Here is a 17,798-nt window from a genome sequence, read left to right as displayed (position 1 = left end):
TACTAAAATATCAACTCTATATCCCGCATCAAGTTTTACTTCTTCATAAACTAAAGGAAGAGGTTTCTGCTTTTTAAAATTTAATCCAGACTTTTTAAGCTCATAGCACAAACATTCTTCATAAGCACTTTCCAACAGCCCAGGTCCAAGTGCAGAATGAATTTTAAATGAACAATCTAAAATTTTCTTAAATATTTCTTCTTCATTCATTTTTATATCCTTTGTGTTCCTTAGTGAAAATCCTTTGCGTCCTTCGTGGTTAATTCTTTTTTTCACAACAAAGGAACACGAAGGGCTTCACAAAGTCACACTAAGTTATATTATAAATCGGCAAATGTAAATTTACTATCGTTCCTTTTCCTTCTTCACTTTCAAAATAAATTTTTCCGTTATGTGTTTCAATAATGTTATACACTACGGATAATCCAAGTCCTGTTCCTTTTCCCGGAGATTTTGTTGTGAAAAAAGGATCGAAAATTTTTTCTAATAAATTTTTTGGAATCCCTTTACCGGTGTCCTGTATTTGAATTTTAAGAAAATCGTTTTCTCTTCTAGCAGAAAGTATTATTCTCTTTTCACAATCCGGATTAACCTGATTTTTTTCTTCAATCGAATCAATAGCATTTATCAACAAATTAAGGAAAACCTGTTCAAGCTGATTTTTATTGCCTTTAATCTTTGGCAAATCAGCAGACAGATAATTAGTAATTGATATCCTGAGTTTTTCTAATCTATGACTCACGAGCAATAAAGAATTTTCAACAATTTCATCAATAGACAAACTCATAAAATCACCACTTTGTCTTCTTGAAAAGTTTAGCAGATTACCAACTACTTTTTCAATTTTTTCAACTGCATTTTCCATCATAACAAGATATTTTTTGTTTTGCTCGATGTTTGAGGGATCATTTTTAATTCTTCTTATACAATTCTGAATACCTGCAACTGGATTATTTATCTCGTGAGCAAGTCCAGCAGTAAGAGTTCCGACAGTTGCAAGTTTTTCTGATTGAATAATTGTTGATTGAGCATTTTGCAAATCACGATAAGCATTATCCAGACGAAGAATCATCTGATTAAATTTATCAGCGAGAATATCGATTTCATCTTCTGCTCTGAAAAGCATTCTAATTCTATCAAGAAACTTTTCACGAATTTTAATTTGTGGAATTTCTTGTTTCCCAATTTGATTCAGTTCAATATTTTCCGCAACACTTTGAATTGCTTTTATAGGCTTGGTAATAAACTTTGCGAATACAAATGCACCAATAATTCCCACTGTAAGAAAAGCTGCAACCATTAACCAGAAAATATTAACTGTCTTCTGAACATCTGCAATAATTGAAGTTTCTTTCAATCCAACTCTTACCAAGCCAACCTTTCCATCGAGTATAGGAACCGCAACATCAAGGATAATTTCATTATTTAAATATTTAAGCAGCAAAAGTTGCGTGTTGAATGATTGATTTTCTTTGATAGTATTTGCATTTATCAATTCTGTAGGGAAATCTGTACTGAATGTATGAACCAGAACATTATTTTTATTATCAGAAATAAAGATGTAATAAATATTTTCATCAATTTCTTTAATGCTGCTGATAGCATTCTGCAGTGAAATATAATCCTCAAACAAAATTGATGAAGTAATTTGGTTGGCGATACTTCTTGCAATAAATAAAGCTCGTTTTTCAGTTTCTGCTTGTAAAGCCGTTTGAACATTATTATATATAAGAAGTGAATTGATAGAACCAAAAGTCAGAACGATTATAATAATAGCAAGAGAGAATTTCCAAAAAAGAGGTAATTTAAATTTGACTGTTGTCATAATTCTCATCTATAAAGTGAATCATCTGCCAGTATGAATTTATCTATCATAATTTTGTTCAGTAGCTTTTTGCCTTCTGTATCAAGATGCATTTCAAGCATAACTTTTCTTAATTTTTCTTTGAGATTTTTATCAAGATTTTTTTGCACTACAAAAGGCGGGATTCCAAAGTCTATTGATTTATGAATGATTTTTACTCCTTCAATTTTTTCTGGCTGAAAATGTTTCAGATACTCATAAACCAATCCATCAACAGTTGCACCATCAACTAATTTCCTTTTAACTGCCTGAATTGAGTAGTCGTGTGCATAAGTAAAAATTGTTTTGCTAAAAAACTTTTCCGGCGTTGTTCTTCTTTCTTTAAGAATGTTTACAACATAAGAATATCCGGTATTGGATAGCGGATCGGTAAAAGCAAATGATTTATCTCTTAGTTCATCAAACGAATTGATATTGCTATCTTTGTTGACTAAAATGTATGCCTGATAATGTGGTTTTCCATTAACAACTGGAACCACTAATATCTCAATAGGAATTTTATACATAGCTTCGAGATAAGCTCCGGTACATATAAAAGCAAAATCAAGTTTATTTTCAGCGAGCAATTCATTTACTTCTCTGTAAGTTTTTCTTTGTTTGAATTCAATCGGAACACCAAGTTTAAACGAAATATAATCTATCAAATCCTTGTAAAGGTTGAAAGTTTCAATCGGTGAAATCATAGTGGAGACAGCAACATAAATTTTAGATTGGGATTGATTATTAACAGAATCAAAATTTGATTTATCATTCGCTAAATCTATTTCTTTAACATTATGAGTTTGTTCACACGATGTAAGAAATATAAAATTTATTAGTAGTGTAATGGCAATTAATATATTTTTCATGGTTAAATAGAATTATGTTTTTTCTTAAATCAAATATATAAAAATCAAAACTACACATAAATAAATACTTAAAGAATCATAAAGACAAATTCTACGCACATTTATTCACACAATTTTATGCAAATAAAATAGTTTTGAATGATATGCTCTATTCAGAATAAACTTTTCTTAAAAAATAATTTCAAATTATTCTACATATCCAGTAATCTAACATTTCATTTTTTTCTAATAATTGATAGAGTTTTCTCTCCTTTATTATACAGAATCTTTTCTAAACCAATTTCATCTAATCGATAACACTAATTATAGTTTGATATGATAAACAAAACTCACTGGTATGATGGCTGGTTCTATGATAAATTCATAGCTCCAAACCAAGATAAATTATTTTTGATAATTAAGAATTTAATTGAGCCAAATTCTACAATTATTGATGTTGGTTGTGGAACAGGAAGATTTTCATTTACTATTGCTGATAAAAGTAAATCTGTTCTAGGAATAGATTTATCATCAAGAAATATTGAAAAAGCAAATTCAAATCTTACAAAATATCCAAACGAGAAAATTTCTTTTTTGCACGCCGATATTTCAGAAATAATTTCTAAAAACTATCATTTCGATTATGCAGTTATGACTTATGTTATTCACGAAGTAAATGAAGAAGAACGAATAAAATTATTAAAAGATATTTCAAATGTAACAGACAAAATTATAATTGGTGATTATCTTGTTCCAAAACCAAATGGATTTTGGAGTGTATTGAATGAAGTAGTTGAATTTGCAGCTGGAAATGAACATTACAAAAATTATAAAAATTATGTTCATAATGGCGGCTTAATATTTTTAGCTGAAAAGGCTGAATTAAAAATTATAAAAGAAGTTAAAAATAAACCTTTTACAAGTCACATCGTTGTTTTAACTAAGTGAGTTGACGATGAAATTAAAAAACATTGAATTAAGAAATAATTTTTTTATGTCGCCAGTTAAAACTGGTTATGGTGATTCAGAAGGAAGTATTACTGAACGCCATCTTGCTTTTTGGAACAAACGTTCTAAACATGTTGCGGCAGTTATCTTTGAACCATTTTTTATAGATAGAAGAGTTCGTGAATTACCAACTCAGATTGGAATCGATGATGATAATAAAATTGATGGACACAAAAAATTAGTTGAAACAGTTCATCGCAACGGTGCAAAAGCTGTTGCACATATCAATCATCCTGGTAGAATGGCAAATCCAAAATTGCCAAATAATATTTATGTATCAGCATCAGAAATTGAATGTCCTAATGGTGGTCCAAAACCAAAAGCATTATCAATTGAAGAAATTAAAATTGTTCAACAGCAATATGTCGATGCAGCAATTCGAGCAGAAAAAGCTGGCTATGACTTTATTGAACTTCAATTTGGTCTTGGTTATTTAATTGCTCAATTCATTTCTCCAAATTCAAATAAAAGAAATGATGAATATGGCGGCAGTTTTGAAAATCGTTTGAAATTTGGATTAGAAATTTTAAGACAAATAAAATCTTCAGTTCATCTTCCAATCATTGTTAGATTAAGCGGCGATGAAAAGTATGAAGGCGGATTAACAATAAATAATACCATACAAATAGCTAAAATTCTTGAATTGGAAGATATAGCAGCTCTTCATATAACAAGCGGCGATATTTGCATGAGTTCTCCATGGTATTACCAACATCATTTTATTCCTAAAGGGAAAACATGGGAACTTTCAAAAAAGATAAAAGAAAATGTTTCGATACCAATAATAGCAGTTGGACAAATAAATGAACCAGAAGATATTGATGAGATATTATCAAACAACGCTGCAGATTTTATTGCAATAGGAAGAGCCTTAATTGCAGACCCTGATTTTGTTGGCAAATATTTAAAACAAGTTGAAGGAAGAATTCGTCCTTGCAGTTCTTGTTTAACTGGCTGCCTGGGAAGAATAAAAATTGGCAAAGGTCTTCAGTGCGAAATCAATCCACTTGTTGGAAGAGAACTTGAAGAAATTACTCCTGCAAATGAAAAGAAAAATTATGCAGTAGTCGGAGGTGGATTAGCAGGAATGCAGGCTGCTTTAGCTTTGAAACAGCGAGGTCATAAAGTTACATTGTTCGAAAAAGACAAACTTGGCGGACAATTTAATCTTGCACCGCTTCCATCACAAAAACAATCTTTACAAAAACAAATCGATTACTTCATTAATGAAATTAAAGATGCACAAATTGATATTATCTACAAAGAAGCAACTGCAGAAGATTTAATTGGGAAGTACGATGGAGTAATTATTGCAACTGGTTCGAAACCTTTCATTCCACAAATTGAAGGATTGAAAGAATATCATTGGGCCGAAATTTTATATGAATTTAATATTCCAAAAAATAAAAATGTGATTATAATTGGCGGCGGTCTAATCGGAGTTGAAATTGCAAACACTTTGGTAGATTATGGTAATAAAGTTATAATCATTGAAATGCTTGAAGACATTGCTCGCGATATGGAAATGGTTACTCGCAAGTTAAATCTGATGAAATTGAAACTAGCAAATGTTCAGATATTTACAAACTCAAGAGTTACTAAAGTTGACAGCAATAAAGTTTATTTCATTCAAGCAAATGGTATAGATAAAGAACATATATTAGAAAACATTGATGTTTTTGTAATTGCAGCAGGAATGAGACCAAACAAAGAATTAATTGAAAGATTAGAAGGAAAAATTCCATATTATGTAGTTGGAGATGCAGATAAAATTGGCGATGCAGTTTCTGCAATTCAAAGCGGATATTTTATTGCAAAAAATTTATAAACAAATTAAAAGGTGATATTATGTTAATACTAATTGGAGCAGATTCAAATAATTTATCTTCACTCGTTGCAAAAAGATTTGGACATGCAAATTATTATATTCTCTACAACACAGAAACAAAATCTTTTGATGCAATAGAAAATATTGAAGAAGGACATCATCATGAAAATCTTCAAGAATTTCTAAATAAAGGAGTAAAAGCTTTTATTGTTGGAAATATTGGTCCTCATGCATTTGAAATTATTAATACTCCTGAAAGCAAAGTCTATCTTGCAAGAAAAATGTCAGTTCAAGAAGCAATTGATAAATTTTTAAGAGGTGAACTTTTACAATTAAATGAACCAACAGCCAAAAGAAGTATTGGACATGGTCATAAACATCACAATGAATAAATAATAAATCAAAAATGAAATTAATAAGTGATAAAATTAGATTAAATAAAATTGTTTATTGGAATACATTTTATTAGCTTTTAATAGAAATTATTCAATCAATTGGAGGGTTTTATGAGGCTCTCAAAAATCACTTCATTAATTTTTATCTACATTTTATTTCCACTAATAATTTATTCACAAACTGCGATGGGGAGTTTAAAATATGATGATTTTAAAACTCCTCAATACTGCGGTTCAGCATGTCATACAGATTTTTATCAGCAATGGAAACAGGCAATGATGTCTCAGGCATATACGCATGAATGGGATGAAATAGAATATTTTAAATTAGCTGTTCCTCATGCAGAAAAAGATGAAAAAGTTGCAGAAGTAAAAGCTGGATGCAATGGTTGCCATTCACCAATTGCTTATGTATCAGGCGATGTTCCTCCACCGCTTCCAAGTAAAAACTCAAGAGCAAATGAATCAGTATCCTGCGATGTATGCCACAGTATTGCAGGTTTTGCTGGCGATACACCATATAACTTCAATTACATAATGAAACCCGGAAAAGTAAAATATGCTTCTCGAATGCCAAAGATTCAATCACCAGCTCATGAAATTGAAGTTAATCCAATAATGAAAACTGGTGATTTCTGCGGAATCTGTCATAACGAAAAATCCCCATACGGTGCATGGGTAAAATCAACGCATCTCGAATGGAAAGAAGGTCCATATTATAAAGAAGGTGTTCAATGTCAGGATTGTCACATGCCAAAAGCAGAATTCAAAACAGCATCAATGGGAGAAAAATATTCTGATGCAAGATTACATCTTTTCCATGGCGCACATGATCCAGGAAAAGTGAGAGGAGTAATTGAATTAAGAATTAATCCTGATGTGAGAGAAGTTGAGCCGGGAAGCGTTGTTAAATTTACTGTAGCTTTGTTCAATCAAAAAACAGGACACAAATTTCCAACTGGCTCTGTTGAAGATAGAATTGTCTGGCTGCATGTAGAAGCCGTTGATTCAAAAGGAAATGTTTATCATTTACCAGTTGACAAAAAAGGTTTTGAAGGAGAAGAATATACAATTGGAAGTGATGTGCTTGCATATCAGGATATGGGAATTGCTTTGAATGACCCCAACTTCAAAGGAGTTCAAAGAGATGGAATTCCTATTGGTGATAGAATTTTTAGAATGCCATATTTTGACCCTCAAGGGAGAATGACAATTCAACAATGGAATACAGCAAAACTTGGCGTTGATTATAGAATTGGCCCTCGTGAAACAAAAATAGAAACATTCACTTTCAAAGTGCCTTATAATATTGCACCTGGAAAATTAAAAGTAACTGCTACATTAAACTATCAACTTCTTGTTAAACCAGTTGCAGATTTTCTTGGTGTCCCAGAAAGTGAATCACAAATTGTAAAAGTAAATGAACATTCAACTGAAGTTACAATTCTACAATAAAAGGTGATATCATGAAAAAAATTTACTTATCAATATTTCTTTTTTTTATAATGCTTATTTCTATAACTCAAAACTCATTTGCGATTCCAGCTTTTGCAAGAAAATACAATATGAGCTGTCAAACATGTCATTCTCCTTTTCCAAAATTAAAACCATATGGAGATGAATTTGCAGGTAATGGATTTGTGCTTGGAGATAAAGATGCACCAAGATATTTTATAGATACAGGGGACGACCAACTTTCTCTTCTGCGCGAACTTCCTATTGCAATTAGACTCGAAGGTTATGTTACTTACAATAATCTTAAATCAGAAAAACTTGATTTCAGCGCACCATATTTAATTAAATTACTATCTGGCGGAGCAATTACAAACAATATTTCGTATTATTTCTACTTTTTCTTTAGTGAACGTGGTGAAGTAGCCGGATTGGAAGATGCGTTTTTAATGTTCAATAACTTATTTAATCAGGATTTAGATTTGTATGTTGGACAATTTCAAATTTCCGACCCTCTTTTCAAAAGAGAACTGCGTTTGACTTTTGAAGACTATAAAATTTACGATGTAAATCCTGGCTTATCAAAAGCTAATTTAACTTACGACAGAGGTTTAATGCTAACTTATGGCTTACCAACAGGTACAGACCTTGTTTTTGAAGTTTTGAATGGAACTGGAATAGGTTCTGCAAACAGCTTTAGAATTTTTGATGATGATAATTACAAAAATTTCTTCGGCAGAATTTCACAGGATATAACTGATAATGTAAGAATTGGCTTTTTCAGTTATTATGGAAAAGAAAAACTTGAAGATGATTTACAAAGAAAATTCACAAACACTTTTACAATGTGGGGACCAGACCTCACAATAAAATTAAAAGATAAACTTGAGTTTAATTTCCAATATGCACAAAGAAAAGATGAACAGGCACAATTTTATTTTAAGAACCTTAAAACAAAAGGATTATTTTCTGAATTGATATTTACACCAAAAGGTGATGAAAGCAAATGGTATGCAGTAGCTCTCTACAATTGGGTTGACTCGGATTTTGATAATCTTGATTATATCAGTAGCACTTTGAGTTTGGGATATTTAATAAGAAGAAACATAAGATTAATTGGTGAGTATACTTACAACATTGAAAAAAAATATGGTCAAATTGCAGTTGGTATAGTTTCAGCTTTCTAATGATAAAGAGGACGGCTTAAATGCCGTCCTCTTGAAAAATTTTATATCAAAACTTTTTGACTATTAATTACCATTAATTATTAAAAATAAATAATACAAGTAGTTTTAAAACAGAAATTAATTATTTTTGTAAAGTATATTAAATAGTTAAGGACATAAAATGCCCGATTCAGACGAACCTGGCGCCAACATAAACAATACAACATATTTAACCAAACAACTCGCCTTGGAAATGAGCCTCTAAATTTTTCATTGGTTCATTTCCAGGTTGGTTTCAACTGAAGGAAATGCCAATGAAAAATACTTTTGCTAATTATCACATTTCGAAATAAAAATTCTTTTCACTAAAGTTATAAATCATTTTAATTAAACTACTGTGCTTTATAAAAATAATTCACAAAAGCAGTAGGTGATATAATGACAAAATCAATTTTCTCAAAAGTTTCTTCTTCAACATTTACGAAAGAAGCTAAAGCACCTCATGCTTTATCTGAGCAAGAAAAATTATTAATTGATATTTGTCGTTCCTCAGTTCAGGATGCAATTACAAAATTAAAAACTTCTGTAAAAGGTTTAAGCAGCGAAGAAGCAGAACGAAGATTAGATGAATACGGCAAAAATGAACTTGCTCATACAAAAACATTAAGTTTTTGGGGAGACATTTTTAATCGAATCAAAAGTCCTCTTGTAATTCAGCTTTTAATAATTGCAATAGTTTCCGGAATAATAGGAGAAATCAAATCTACATTCATTGTAAGCTGCATGGTGCTTTTAAGTGTTGGATTATCTTATGTTCTTGATAGAAGGTCAAATAAAGCAGTAGAAGCACTTGGCAAAAGAGTTCAAACTCATGCAATTGCATTAAGAGATGGAAAAGAAATTGAAATTCCAATCTCAGAAATTGTGCCGGGTGATGTAGTTCTTCTTCAAGCAGGCTCAATTATACCAGCAGACTTAAGATTAATTAGTGCCAAAGATTTTTTTGTGAGTCAATCTGTTTTAACCGGCGAATCGATGCCAGTCGAGAAAAAAGCAGAACCTCAAAAAAATCAAACTAATTATGTTTTTGAACTTGAAAATGCCTGTTTTCAGGGAAGCAATGTCATCAGCGGAAGTGCTCGAGGTATAGTTGTTAACACTGGTACAAAAACTTACTTCGGTTCAATATCAGAACGATTAACAGAAACACGGCCTCAGACAAGTTTTGATAAAGGAGTAAAATCTTTTACTTACTTGATGATTCGATTTATGGTAGTAATGGTTTTTGTTGTGTTTATGATTGTAGGCATTACAAAAGGAAATTGGCTTGAAGCATTGTTATTTGGACTTTCAATTGCAGTTGGTCTTACACCCGAAATGCTTCCAATGATTGTTACTGTTAATTTAGCTAAAGGTGCTTTAACAATGTCTAAAAAGAAAGTTATTGTTAAGCATCTCAGCTCAATTCAAAATTTTGGGGCAATTGATATTCTTTGCACAGATAAGACAGGAACCCTTACACAAGATAAAGTAGTTTTAGAAAAACATGTTGATATTACCGGTAAAGAAAGTCATGATGTACTGCTGTATGCCTATCTAAATAGTTTTTATCAAACTGGTTTAAGAAATTTAATTGACCGCGCAATAATTTCTCATATCGATTTGAATGTTGAAGCAAAATGTCAATTAGTTGACGAGCTTCCATTTGATTTTCAAAGAAGAAGAATGTCTGTTGTTGTTGAATATGAAGGTGACCATGTTTTGATTTGTAAAGGAGCTGTTGAAGAAATTTTTGCTGTAAGCAATCGATATCAAGTTGATGATGAAATCTATCCACTTATTCCAATGATTCAAAATGACCTTTATGAAGAAGTTGAGGATTTGAACAATGACGGATATCGAGTTTTAGCAATTGCATATAAAGAATTTCCAAAAGAGAAAAAGACATTTACAGTTTCTGATGAAAGTGATATGATTCTTCTTGGTTATATTGCCTTTTTTGATCCGCCAAAAGAATCTGCTGCAGAAGCTATTGCAGCTTTGCACAATAATGGTGTTGAAGTAAAAATTCTTACTGGCGATAATGCCTTAGTAACTAAAAAAGTTTGTAATGATGTAGGTCTTAAAATAACAAAAATTGTAACCGGTGATGAAATTGATAGAATGACTCCCGAACAATTTAGAAAAACTATAGAAGAAGCAAATGTATTCGCTAAGCTATCACCTTCACAAAAAGAAAAAGTTATTTATGAATTAAGAGAAGCTGGACATGTTGTTGGTTACATGGGAGATGGAATTAATGATGCCCAATCACTCCGTGCTGCAGATGTTGGTATCTCGGTCGATAGTGCAGCTGATGTTGCCAAGGAATCTGCAGATATTGTTCTTCTCGAAAAAAGTTTAATGGTGCTTGAAGAAGGAATAATTGAAGGCAGAAAAGTATTTGCAAATATTATCAAATATATTCGAATGGGAGCGAGCTCTAATTTTGGAAATATGTTCAGCGTCTTAGGTGCAAGTTATTTGTTCCCATTTTTGCCAATGAAACCGGTTCAGATATTAACCAATAATCTTCTTTATGATTTTTCTCAAACTGGAATTCCAACAGATAATGTTGATAAAGAATTAATCGAAAAGCCATTAAAATGGAACATCGATAATATAAAGAGATTCATGATTTTTATTGGTCCGATTAGTTCTATTTTTGATTATGTAACTTTTGGAGTTATGTGGTTCTTCTTTCATGCAAAGAATTATCTCAATCCAGAAATTGCACTTCATCAAAAAAGTTATTTAGAAAGTCTATTCCAAACAGGATGGTTTGTAGAATCATTATTAACTCAAACTTTGATTGTACATATCATTCGGACAAAAAGAATTCCATTCTTTGGAAGTATGGCTTCTCTTCCAATGACACTAACAACATTATTAATAATGACAATTGGTGCATGGCTTCCTTATTCTCCATTTTCTAAAACTCTTGGTTTGGTTCCGCTTCCGTTTATTTACTGGTTTTGGATTATAGGTATTTTAATTTCATACGGAATATTAACACATTTTATTAAAACATGGTTCTTTAAAAAATTTGGAGATAATTAAAAATGGATACACTACTTGATGCACTTCAAGAAGGAAGATTAATTGAACTTCCAGATAATGATAAAAATCATGCATTACAATTTTTAGCTCATATTTTGGAAGCAATTCCATCCGTTCCAAATAATACAGATGTGGCTGGATTAGTATTAAAAAGAGAAGAAAGTTTTAATACTGCATTAGGCAAAGGATTTGCTGTTCCACATGCACGCGTTCCATTTGAAGGCGATTTGTTATGTGCTGTTGGATGGAGTCCGAATGGAATAAATTATGGAGCCACTGATAATAATCCTGTTCATATTGTAATAATGTATCTTGTTCCAAGTAATCAAAGAAATCAATACCTAAAAGAAGTCTCCAATATTGCCAAAGCTTTAATGGAATTGCATGATGAGAATAAATTAAAATCATTCAACGACTTAAACTCTGTAAGAAATTATTTGCTCGATATGATTAGCACTGCGAAGGATGTTGTTGGTCCAGAAGCACGAGCGAGAATGATTCAGCTTGAAGTAAGAGAAAGTATCGCAAAGCTGCCAGCTCAAGGTTTAGAAAATTTGATAATTGAACCACTGATGATAATAATTGATGGGAAAGGAAATCACATAGCTTTAACTCAAAATAAAGAGCTTTTAGACATACTTGATAAGGCTTCAAATGTTTCGGAATTATTATCAATAAACGGCGCTTTTGAAATATCTAACTGGCGAATATTAAAAAGAAGTTATACTAACTATTTAGGAGGAAGAATAAATTACGATTGTGTGGCTATTAAAGTGAAATAAAATTTACTTAAAAACAATTGATAATGAATTCACAAAGATAAATGATTCTTAAACAGTTTCTGTTATTCTAATAACTATCACAACCAAATAATTTTGATTTCTTTTTCAAGCACTTTAAATTCTTTATCACCTGTTACAAGACTAGCCTTTTTAATTTTTGCAAGTGCTGCAGCAAAAGCATCGGCATACGATATCTTATTGTAAGCTTTATATTCAGCTGCCTGAAGTGTAAGATTAATATTTGCCTCTACGATTTCTATCGGTAAAGCCTTTAGAATTTCCAAAAACAATTTTCCTTTTTTTTCACCGCCAACACGAAGCGCATGATAATAGACCTCTCCTATATTTACCACACACATCAAAGCATATACATCCTTTTCAACACATTGCTCAAATAATTCTGCAACTTTATTATACCCAGATTCTTTATTCAAATATGCAATTAAAGCATAACTGTCAAAAACAATTGGTTTCATAACTCCCTTTCTCTCTTTTTATCTTCCATTAAAGATTGGAGCATCTTCCCCTTTTCATCCATAATGCCTGCAAGTTTATTAAAATAATTTTTGTCTAATGGCTGTAAAATTAATTTACCCTCTTGCTCGATAATTGCTACTTTTGTGCCGCTTTTCATTCCGTATTTTCTTCTAATCTTTACAGGAATCACAATTTGCCCTTTTGATGTTACTACAGATGTTTCCATCTTACTACTCCTTTTTCAATAAACATACAATATTTGTAAAAGTAAGTCAATATAATTATGTATTACTTAAATTAGAAAGTAAGAAATTATAATCCATCACTTACATATTTTATATCAATAAGGGATACAGCATTTATCAATTTGCATAATTATCTGATTGTCAAGAGTTAAGTTTTATATTTTAAGAGCTGTAATAAAGTCTTAGGTATGCATAACAAAATGACATGGGGTGTCTAAAAGTTCAGCCAAAGGCTGATAAGCCCCTGGCTGAAAGATTTTTCCATCTGAATACAGCGGACAGGTTAAAAATCGAATACAGATTAAAATCAGCATCAGATTTCGATTGTTTGATTGCAATAAATTCTACTGAACAAAATATTCCAAGATTTTCCACAGAACCATTTGCCAAACTATTAATTCGATACACAAGTTTTCATTGTCCGTCAGAATTGGATTATAATTGTAAAATTATTTTTAGACAGCTTTATCATTAAAAAATCTACAATGATTTGTAAGTAAACCACCAATCGTAACCTTCAGCAACTTTCTTTCTTTTTTCTGCTTCAACTATATCTTTTGGCGGTGGTATTATTACTTTGTCCTGAATCAATTCATTATTGGGCCAATTTTCAGGCATTGCAACTTTGTTAATGTCTGAAATTTGCAAAGCTCGTAATGCACGCAGTACTTCATCAATTTGCCTTCCAACTTCTTGTGGATAATAAATCATCAATCTTATTATTCCTTTTGGGTCGATTATGAATACTGCACGAACAGTATTTGTGCCTTTTCCAGGATGAACCATTCCAAGAGCACTTGCAACTTTCCCCATGTCATCAGCTATAATTGGGAAAGGAATTTCTACACCAATTTTTTCTTTAATCCATTCAACCCATTTGATGTGAGAAAAAACCTGATCGATTGAAAGTCCAATTAATTCTGCATTGAGCTCTTTGAACTTATCATTTCTTTTGGCAAATGCCACAAATTCTGTAGTACACACAGGAGTAAAATCTGCAGGATGACTGAATAATACAATCCACTTGCCTGCATAATCCTCCGGAATCTTTTTCATTCCATGTGTAGTTTGAACTTCAAGACTTGGCATCTTTTCGCCGAGAAGTGGAATTCCTCCCTTAACTTCTTCCATATTAAACCTCCGATTAATTTTTAATAATTACTTTTTTGCTAATTGTGTTTGTCTTTCAGAAAAGAATGAAGAGAAAACTTTTACCGCTATAAAAGTAAAAAATTTATAAATACTTTGAAGAAATAATTTTCTTCCATAACTGCAATCACAAATCATTGTTTTGCCTCCTCTAAAATTGATTTTAATAACCATACATGCTTTTCATATCTTTCAGCAACACTGTATAATTTTCCTGCCGTTACTTCGTCACCATACTCAGATTGAATTTCTTCTCCAGTTTCTCTTATTCTTTCGGCAAGTGCTTCATAATCATCAGCAATTTTTTTTACCATTTCAAATTGATTAGGATATGTTCCTTCAGCTTCTTCTTTCAATTCTGATAATTTTAGAAATTCACTCATTGTTCCTGGTGCATATAATCCATAGGCACGAATTCTTTCTGCAGTTTCATCAATATCATCAGCAAGTTCATTATATAAATCTTCAAATTTTTGATGAAGTGTTAAAAATAAACTTCCTTTTACATTCCAATGATAATTTCTTGCTTTTGTGTAAAGAACAAATTGGTCTGCTAAAATTGGTTTAAGCATTTCCCCTATTTTCGTTTTCGATACGCTGCTCAATATTGTTTTCATACCTCCTCCTTGATTGTTTGCATTTATATGCCAAGCTTTATGCCGAAAATTTTTCTTAAAAAATGGCTCAAAAAACAAACTTTTTTAAATGATTTTACATTTAAAACGATATTTCGTAATATTGAATCACTAAATATCGTGGATAACTAAATTTCGGTGAGATATGAACGAACAAAATTTATTGCAATCAGATTTGATTTATTTGACTCCTCAAAGAACAATGGAAATTGTGCTTGATACTATAAGCGAAATCATTCCTTATGAGCTTGCTGTAATTTTAAGCAAAGAATCGAACAATACTTTGAAAGTGAGATATTTACGCGGACCTCTTGTAAATGATGAGCTAAAAAATTTTGAAATATCACTTTATAACAGACCAGAACTGCTTGAGGTATTAAATGCTGGGCAGGTAAAGCTTGTAGAAGAAACAAAAAATCCAGAGCATAAAGATACTTATGCTGGAGTTGTCAATTTACCAATTGGACATTCATGCATGCTTGCACCATTAAAAATTAATGGTGAATCTCTTGGACTTATGACACTTGACCACAGTCAATGTGATATGTTTACACCACAAAGAGTTAATATTGCAAATTCTCTTTCAAAATTAATTGCACTTGCACTTGCTCAAACAATTGTAAATGATTCTTTAATGAATGAAAGAGAAACATTAATTTATGAACGCAATTCTTTAATCAATGATATAAATTCTGTCTTTGAAGGACTTGTAGGAAATTCTCCTAAATGGCTACAGGTAATTGAAAAAATAAAATTAGTTGCACCAACTGAATCTCATGTTATGATTCTTGGTGAAACAGGAACTGGAAAAGAACAGGTTGCAAAAGCAATTCATGCTTTATCGAAAAGAGCTAACAAACCTTTCATAACATTAAACTGCTCTGCACTTAATTACAATCTTGCAGAAAGTGAATTATTTGGACATGAAAAAGGAGCTTTTACAGGTGCAGTTTCTTCAAGAAGAGGAAGATTTGAATTAGCTGATGGTGGAATTCTATTTCTTGATGAAATCGGTGACCTCCCGCTCGATATTCAACCAAAATTATTAAGAGCAATTCAGGAAGGAACATTTGAAAGACTAGGCGGAGAAAAAACTATTCATGCAGATGTAAGAATTATTTGTGCAACAAATGTAGATTTAGAACAAAAAGTTAAAGAAGGAAAATTTAGAGAAGATTTATTCTATCGGTTAAATGTATTCCCAATTTACCTTCCTCCGCTAAGAGAAAGAAAAGATGATATTTATCTTCTTGCAAATTATTTCTTAGAAAAACTCTCAAAAAAATTCAGTAATAAAAAATTTCTGCTGACAGATGAATCAATCAAAATTCTGAAAGAAAATTACTGGGCTGGTAATGTAAGGGAACTTCAAAACACTCTTGAGAGAGCTGCCATTTTAAGTGCAGATGGAATTATAAAACCTTCTCACTTAATTTTTGAAAAACATTTTATAAGCAAAGATGCCATACTTGACGAAGCAACAATTGGTTCTTTTGAAGATGAAACAAGAAAGATAATCAAGAAAGCTCTTGATATTTGCAATGGTAAAATTTATGGCAAAGATGGCGCTGCCGCATTGCTGAAGCTAAAACCAACTACTCTTCAAAGCAAAATGAAAAAATTAAATATTACATATAAATGATTGAGAGTGATTCAAAAGAACGCAGATTTACAGGATTTATTCAGTTAAATTTCAGCTGAACTGAAAAGACTATGTGATTAATTAAGCTATTTTTTCATGAGTAAAATTTAGAGTATTTTTGATTTGGAATTTATAAGTTATTCATGGAATCAGATATAAAATATTTAGAACGTTGCTTAGAACTTGCACTCAAAGGAAAAAATAAAGTAGAACCAAATCCTCTGGTTGGTGCTGTAATTGTTAAAGATGGTAAAGTTTTATCTGAAGGCTGGCATGAATATTTTGGAGGACCTCATGCAGAAGCTAATGCAATTAATAATGCTAAAGAAAATCTTGAAGGAAGCACACTTTACTGCAACCTTGAACCATGCAGTCATACAGATAAAAAAACTCCGCCATGTGTTCCTTTGATAATCAAAAATAAAATATCAAAAGTTGTAATTTGCACACTTGACCCAAATCCTAAAGTAAATGGAAATGGAGTTAAGCAGCTTCGTGATGCTGGAATTGTTGTAGATGTTGGTTTACTTGAAAACGAAGCCAGAGAATTAAACAAGATATATTTCGAACAATTTGCTAAATCAAATGTTTAGTGGAATAATTGAAGAAATAGGACAGATTCAAAAAATTGATTCTATAAACGGCGGAATAAAATTGACAATATCTGCTGATAAAATTTTAGAAGACATAAAAATAGGTGATTCTGTTTCTGTTGATGGAATTTGTTTGACTGTAACTTCATTCAACAAAAATAATTTTACAGTTGATGCGGTTGGAGAAACTCTTAAGAAAACTACTTTATCTAAAATCAAAAATAAATCTTATGTTAATCTTGAAAGAGCAATTAGATTTAATGAAAGAATTGGAGGACATTTAATTCAGGGACATGTAAATTCCACTGCAAAAATAACTCAACTAAAAAAGTTTGGTGAAAATTATTTGCTGCAAATTGAACTACCTTCAGATTTAATGAAGTATGTAATCAAAGAAGGTTCAATTGCTGTTGATGGCATAAGTCTTACTGTAGCTGATATTCATGATAACAAAATAAATATTTCAATTATTCCTCACACTTGGCAGAATACTACTCTTCAATACAAAACAGAAAATGATTTTGTAAATATTGAGGTTGATTTCACTGCAAAGTATATAGAAAATTTTATTAAAAATTTTTTATCACAAAAAAATGAGATTACGGAAGAGATGTTAAAAAAATTAGGTTATTGAAA

At 31.2% G+C, this 17,798-nt stretch carries 17 protein-coding genes; 10 read left to right on the top strand and 7 right to left on the bottom strand.

Annotated elements, in window-relative coordinates:
- The 3 genes from AC27L2_RS04375 to AC27L2_RS04365 all read right to left on the bottom strand — a co-directional run.
- The coding region (locus tag AC27L2_RS04375) for a GxxExxY protein (protein ID WP_487210468.1) at positions 1–210 on the bottom strand (210 nt) is incomplete at its 3' end.
- 100 nt (positions 211–310) lie between these two features.
- Positions 311–1,825, bottom strand: coding sequence for an ATP-binding protein (locus AC27L2_RS04370; protein ID WP_487210467.1), 1,515 nt, complete (start codon positions 1,823–1,825; stop codon positions 311–313).
- A gap of 5 nt (positions 1,826–1,830) precedes the next feature.
- Positions 1,831–2,712 carry a substrate-binding domain-containing protein gene (locus tag AC27L2_RS04365; protein WP_487210466.1) on the bottom strand — a complete coding sequence of 294 codons (882 nt, stop codon included), beginning with the start codon at positions 2,710–2,712 and terminating at the stop codon, positions 1,831–1,833.
- A 315-nt stretch (positions 2,713–3,027) separates the two neighbouring features.
- Between AC27L2_RS04365 and AC27L2_RS04360 the strand changes: the two genes are divergently transcribed.
- The 7 genes from AC27L2_RS04360 (at position 3,028) to AC27L2_RS04330 (ending at position 12,421) form a co-directional block, all read left to right on the top strand.
- Positions 3,028–3,639 carry a class I SAM-dependent methyltransferase gene (locus AC27L2_RS04360; RefSeq protein ID WP_487210465.1) on the top strand — a complete coding sequence of 204 codons (612 nt, stop codon included), beginning with the start codon at positions 3,028–3,030 and terminating at the stop codon, positions 3,637–3,639.
- 7 nt (positions 3,640–3,646) lie between these two features.
- Positions 3,647–5,527, top strand: coding sequence for an FAD-dependent oxidoreductase (locus AC27L2_RS04355; protein WP_487210464.1), 1,881 nt, complete (start codon positions 3,647–3,649; stop codon positions 5,525–5,527).
- 20 nt (positions 5,528–5,547) lie between these two features.
- Positions 5,548–5,919: a NifB/NifX family molybdenum-iron cluster-binding protein gene (locus AC27L2_RS04350; protein WP_487210462.1), complete on the top strand. Its 372-nt coding sequence runs from the start codon at positions 5,548–5,550 to the stop codon at positions 5,917–5,919.
- Between the two features lie 114 nt (positions 5,920–6,033).
- Complete coding sequence (locus AC27L2_RS04345; RefSeq protein WP_487210461.1) at positions 6,034–7,377, top strand: NapC/NirT family cytochrome c; 1,344 nt, start codon at positions 6,034–6,036, stop codon at positions 7,375–7,377.
- A gap of 11 nt (positions 7,378–7,388) precedes the next feature.
- The gene (locus AC27L2_RS04340) at positions 7,389–8,561 is read left to right on the top strand and encodes a hypothetical protein (protein WP_487210460.1); all 1,173 of its coding nucleotides are present in this window, start codon (positions 7,389–7,391) and stop codon (positions 8,559–8,561) included.
- 417 nt (positions 8,562–8,978) lie between these two features.
- Positions 8,979–11,639 (top strand): magnesium-translocating P-type ATPase, encoded by a 2,661-nt coding sequence (gene mgtA, locus AC27L2_RS04335; RefSeq protein WP_487210459.1) that lies wholly within the window; start codon positions 8,979–8,981, stop codon positions 11,637–11,639.
- Positions 11,640–11,641: 2 nt separating this feature from the next.
- A complete protein-coding gene (locus tag AC27L2_RS04330; protein WP_487210458.1) occupies positions 11,642–12,421 on the top strand; it encodes a PTS sugar transporter subunit IIA in 780 nt (259 codons plus the stop codon).
- A gap of 77 nt (positions 12,422–12,498) precedes the next feature.
- Here the strand turns inward: AC27L2_RS04330 and AC27L2_RS04325 are convergent, their stop codons facing one another.
- The 4 genes from AC27L2_RS04325 to AC27L2_RS04310 all read right to left on the bottom strand — a co-directional run bounded on the left by AC27L2_RS04325 (position 12,499) and on the right by AC27L2_RS04310 (position 14,909).
- Entirely contained in the window at positions 12,499–12,897 is a 399-nt protein-coding gene (locus tag AC27L2_RS04325; RefSeq protein WP_487210457.1) for a type II toxin-antitoxin system VapC family toxin, read from the bottom strand.
- On the bottom strand, positions 12,894–13,124 hold the full coding sequence (locus AC27L2_RS04320; RefSeq protein WP_487210456.1) for an AbrB/MazE/SpoVT family DNA-binding domain-containing protein: 231 nt from the start codon (positions 13,122–13,124) through the stop codon (positions 12,894–12,896). The genes AC27L2_RS04325 and AC27L2_RS04320 overlap by 4 nt, the downstream gene beginning before the upstream one ends.
- Before the next feature lie 499 nt (positions 13,125–13,623).
- Positions 13,624–14,274, bottom strand: a complete 651-nt coding sequence (locus AC27L2_RS04315; protein WP_487210455.1) for a peroxiredoxin — start codon at positions 14,272–14,274, stop codon at positions 13,624–13,626.
- Between the two features lie 152 nt (positions 14,275–14,426).
- Entirely contained in the window at positions 14,427–14,909 is a 483-nt protein-coding gene (locus AC27L2_RS04310) for a Dps family protein (RefSeq protein WP_487210454.1), read from the bottom strand.
- A 163-nt stretch (positions 14,910–15,072) separates the two neighbouring features.
- Here AC27L2_RS04310 and AC27L2_RS04305 point away from each other — a divergent pair, with 163 nt between their 5' ends.
- The 3 genes from AC27L2_RS04305 (at position 15,073) to AC27L2_RS04295 (ending at position 17,796) form a co-directional block, all read left to right on the top strand.
- Entirely contained in the window at positions 15,073–16,569 is a 1,497-nt protein-coding gene (locus AC27L2_RS04305; RefSeq protein WP_487210453.1) for a sigma-54-dependent Fis family transcriptional regulator, read from the top strand.
- Positions 16,570–16,712: 143 nt separating this feature from the next.
- Positions 16,713–17,162, top strand: coding sequence for a bifunctional diaminohydroxyphosphoribosylaminopyrimidine deaminase/5-amino-6-(5-phosphoribosylamino)uracil reductase RibD (gene ribD, locus AC27L2_RS04300; protein WP_487210452.1), 450 nt, complete (start codon positions 16,713–16,715; stop codon positions 17,160–17,162).
- The gene (locus tag AC27L2_RS04295) at positions 17,155–17,796 is read left to right on the top strand and encodes a riboflavin synthase (RefSeq protein ID WP_487210451.1); all 642 of its coding nucleotides are present in this window, start codon (positions 17,155–17,157) and stop codon (positions 17,794–17,796) included. The genes ribD and AC27L2_RS04295 overlap by 8 nt, the downstream gene beginning before the upstream one ends.
- The last annotated feature ends 2 nt before the right edge of the window (positions 17,797–17,798 follow it).

The sequence above is a fragment of the Rosettibacter sp. KY25 genome (assembly GCF_057554405.1).
This window is presented reverse-complemented; position numbering and strand designations above follow the sequence as displayed.

Coding starts and splice junctions, on each gene's coding strand:
- AC27L2_RS04340 (WP_487210460.1), top strand. CDS start 7,389: ATGAAAAAAATTTACTTATCAATATTTCTTTTTTTTATAATGCTTATT.
- AC27L2_RS04370 (WP_487210467.1), bottom strand. CDS start 1,825: ATGACAACAGTCAAATTTAAATTACCTCTTTTTTGGAAATTCTCTCTT.
- mgtA (WP_487210459.1), top strand. CDS start 8,979: ATGACAAAATCAATTTTCTCAAAAGTTTCTTCTTCAACATTTACGAAA.
- AC27L2_RS04305 (WP_487210453.1), top strand. CDS start 15,073: ATGAACGAACAAAATTTATTGCAATCAGATTTGATTTATTTGACTCCT.
- AC27L2_RS04325 (WP_487210457.1), bottom strand. CDS start 12,897: ATGAAACCAATTGTTTTTGACAGTTATGCTTTAATTGCATATTTGAAT.
- AC27L2_RS04310 (WP_487210454.1), bottom strand. CDS start 14,909: ATGAAAACAATATTGAGCAGCGTATCGAAAACGAAAATAGGGGAAATG.
- AC27L2_RS04350 (WP_487210462.1), top strand. CDS start 5,548: ATGTTAATACTAATTGGAGCAGATTCAAATAATTTATCTTCACTCGTT.
- AC27L2_RS04345 (WP_487210461.1), top strand. CDS start 6,034: ATGAGGCTCTCAAAAATCACTTCATTAATTTTTATCTACATTTTATTT.
- ribD (WP_487210452.1), top strand. CDS start 16,713: ATGGAATCAGATATAAAATATTTAGAACGTTGCTTAGAACTTGCACTC.
- AC27L2_RS04365 (WP_487210466.1), bottom strand. CDS start 2,712: ATGAAAAATATATTAATTGCCATTACACTACTAATAAATTTTATATTT.
- AC27L2_RS04295 (WP_487210451.1), top strand. CDS start 17,155: ATGTTTAGTGGAATAATTGAAGAAATAGGACAGATTCAAAAAATTGAT.
- AC27L2_RS04330 (WP_487210458.1), top strand. CDS start 11,642: ATGGATACACTACTTGATGCACTTCAAGAAGGAAGATTAATTGAACTT.
- AC27L2_RS04320 (WP_487210456.1), bottom strand. CDS start 13,124: ATGGAAACATCTGTAGTAACATCAAAAGGGCAAATTGTGATTCCTGTA.
- AC27L2_RS04315 (WP_487210455.1), bottom strand. CDS start 14,274: ATGGAAGAAGTTAAGGGAGGAATTCCACTTCTCGGCGAAAAGATGCCA.
- AC27L2_RS04355 (WP_487210464.1), top strand. CDS start 3,647: ATGAAATTAAAAAACATTGAATTAAGAAATAATTTTTTTATGTCGCCA.
- AC27L2_RS04360 (WP_487210465.1), top strand. CDS start 3,028: ATGATAAACAAAACTCACTGGTATGATGGCTGGTTCTATGATAAATTC.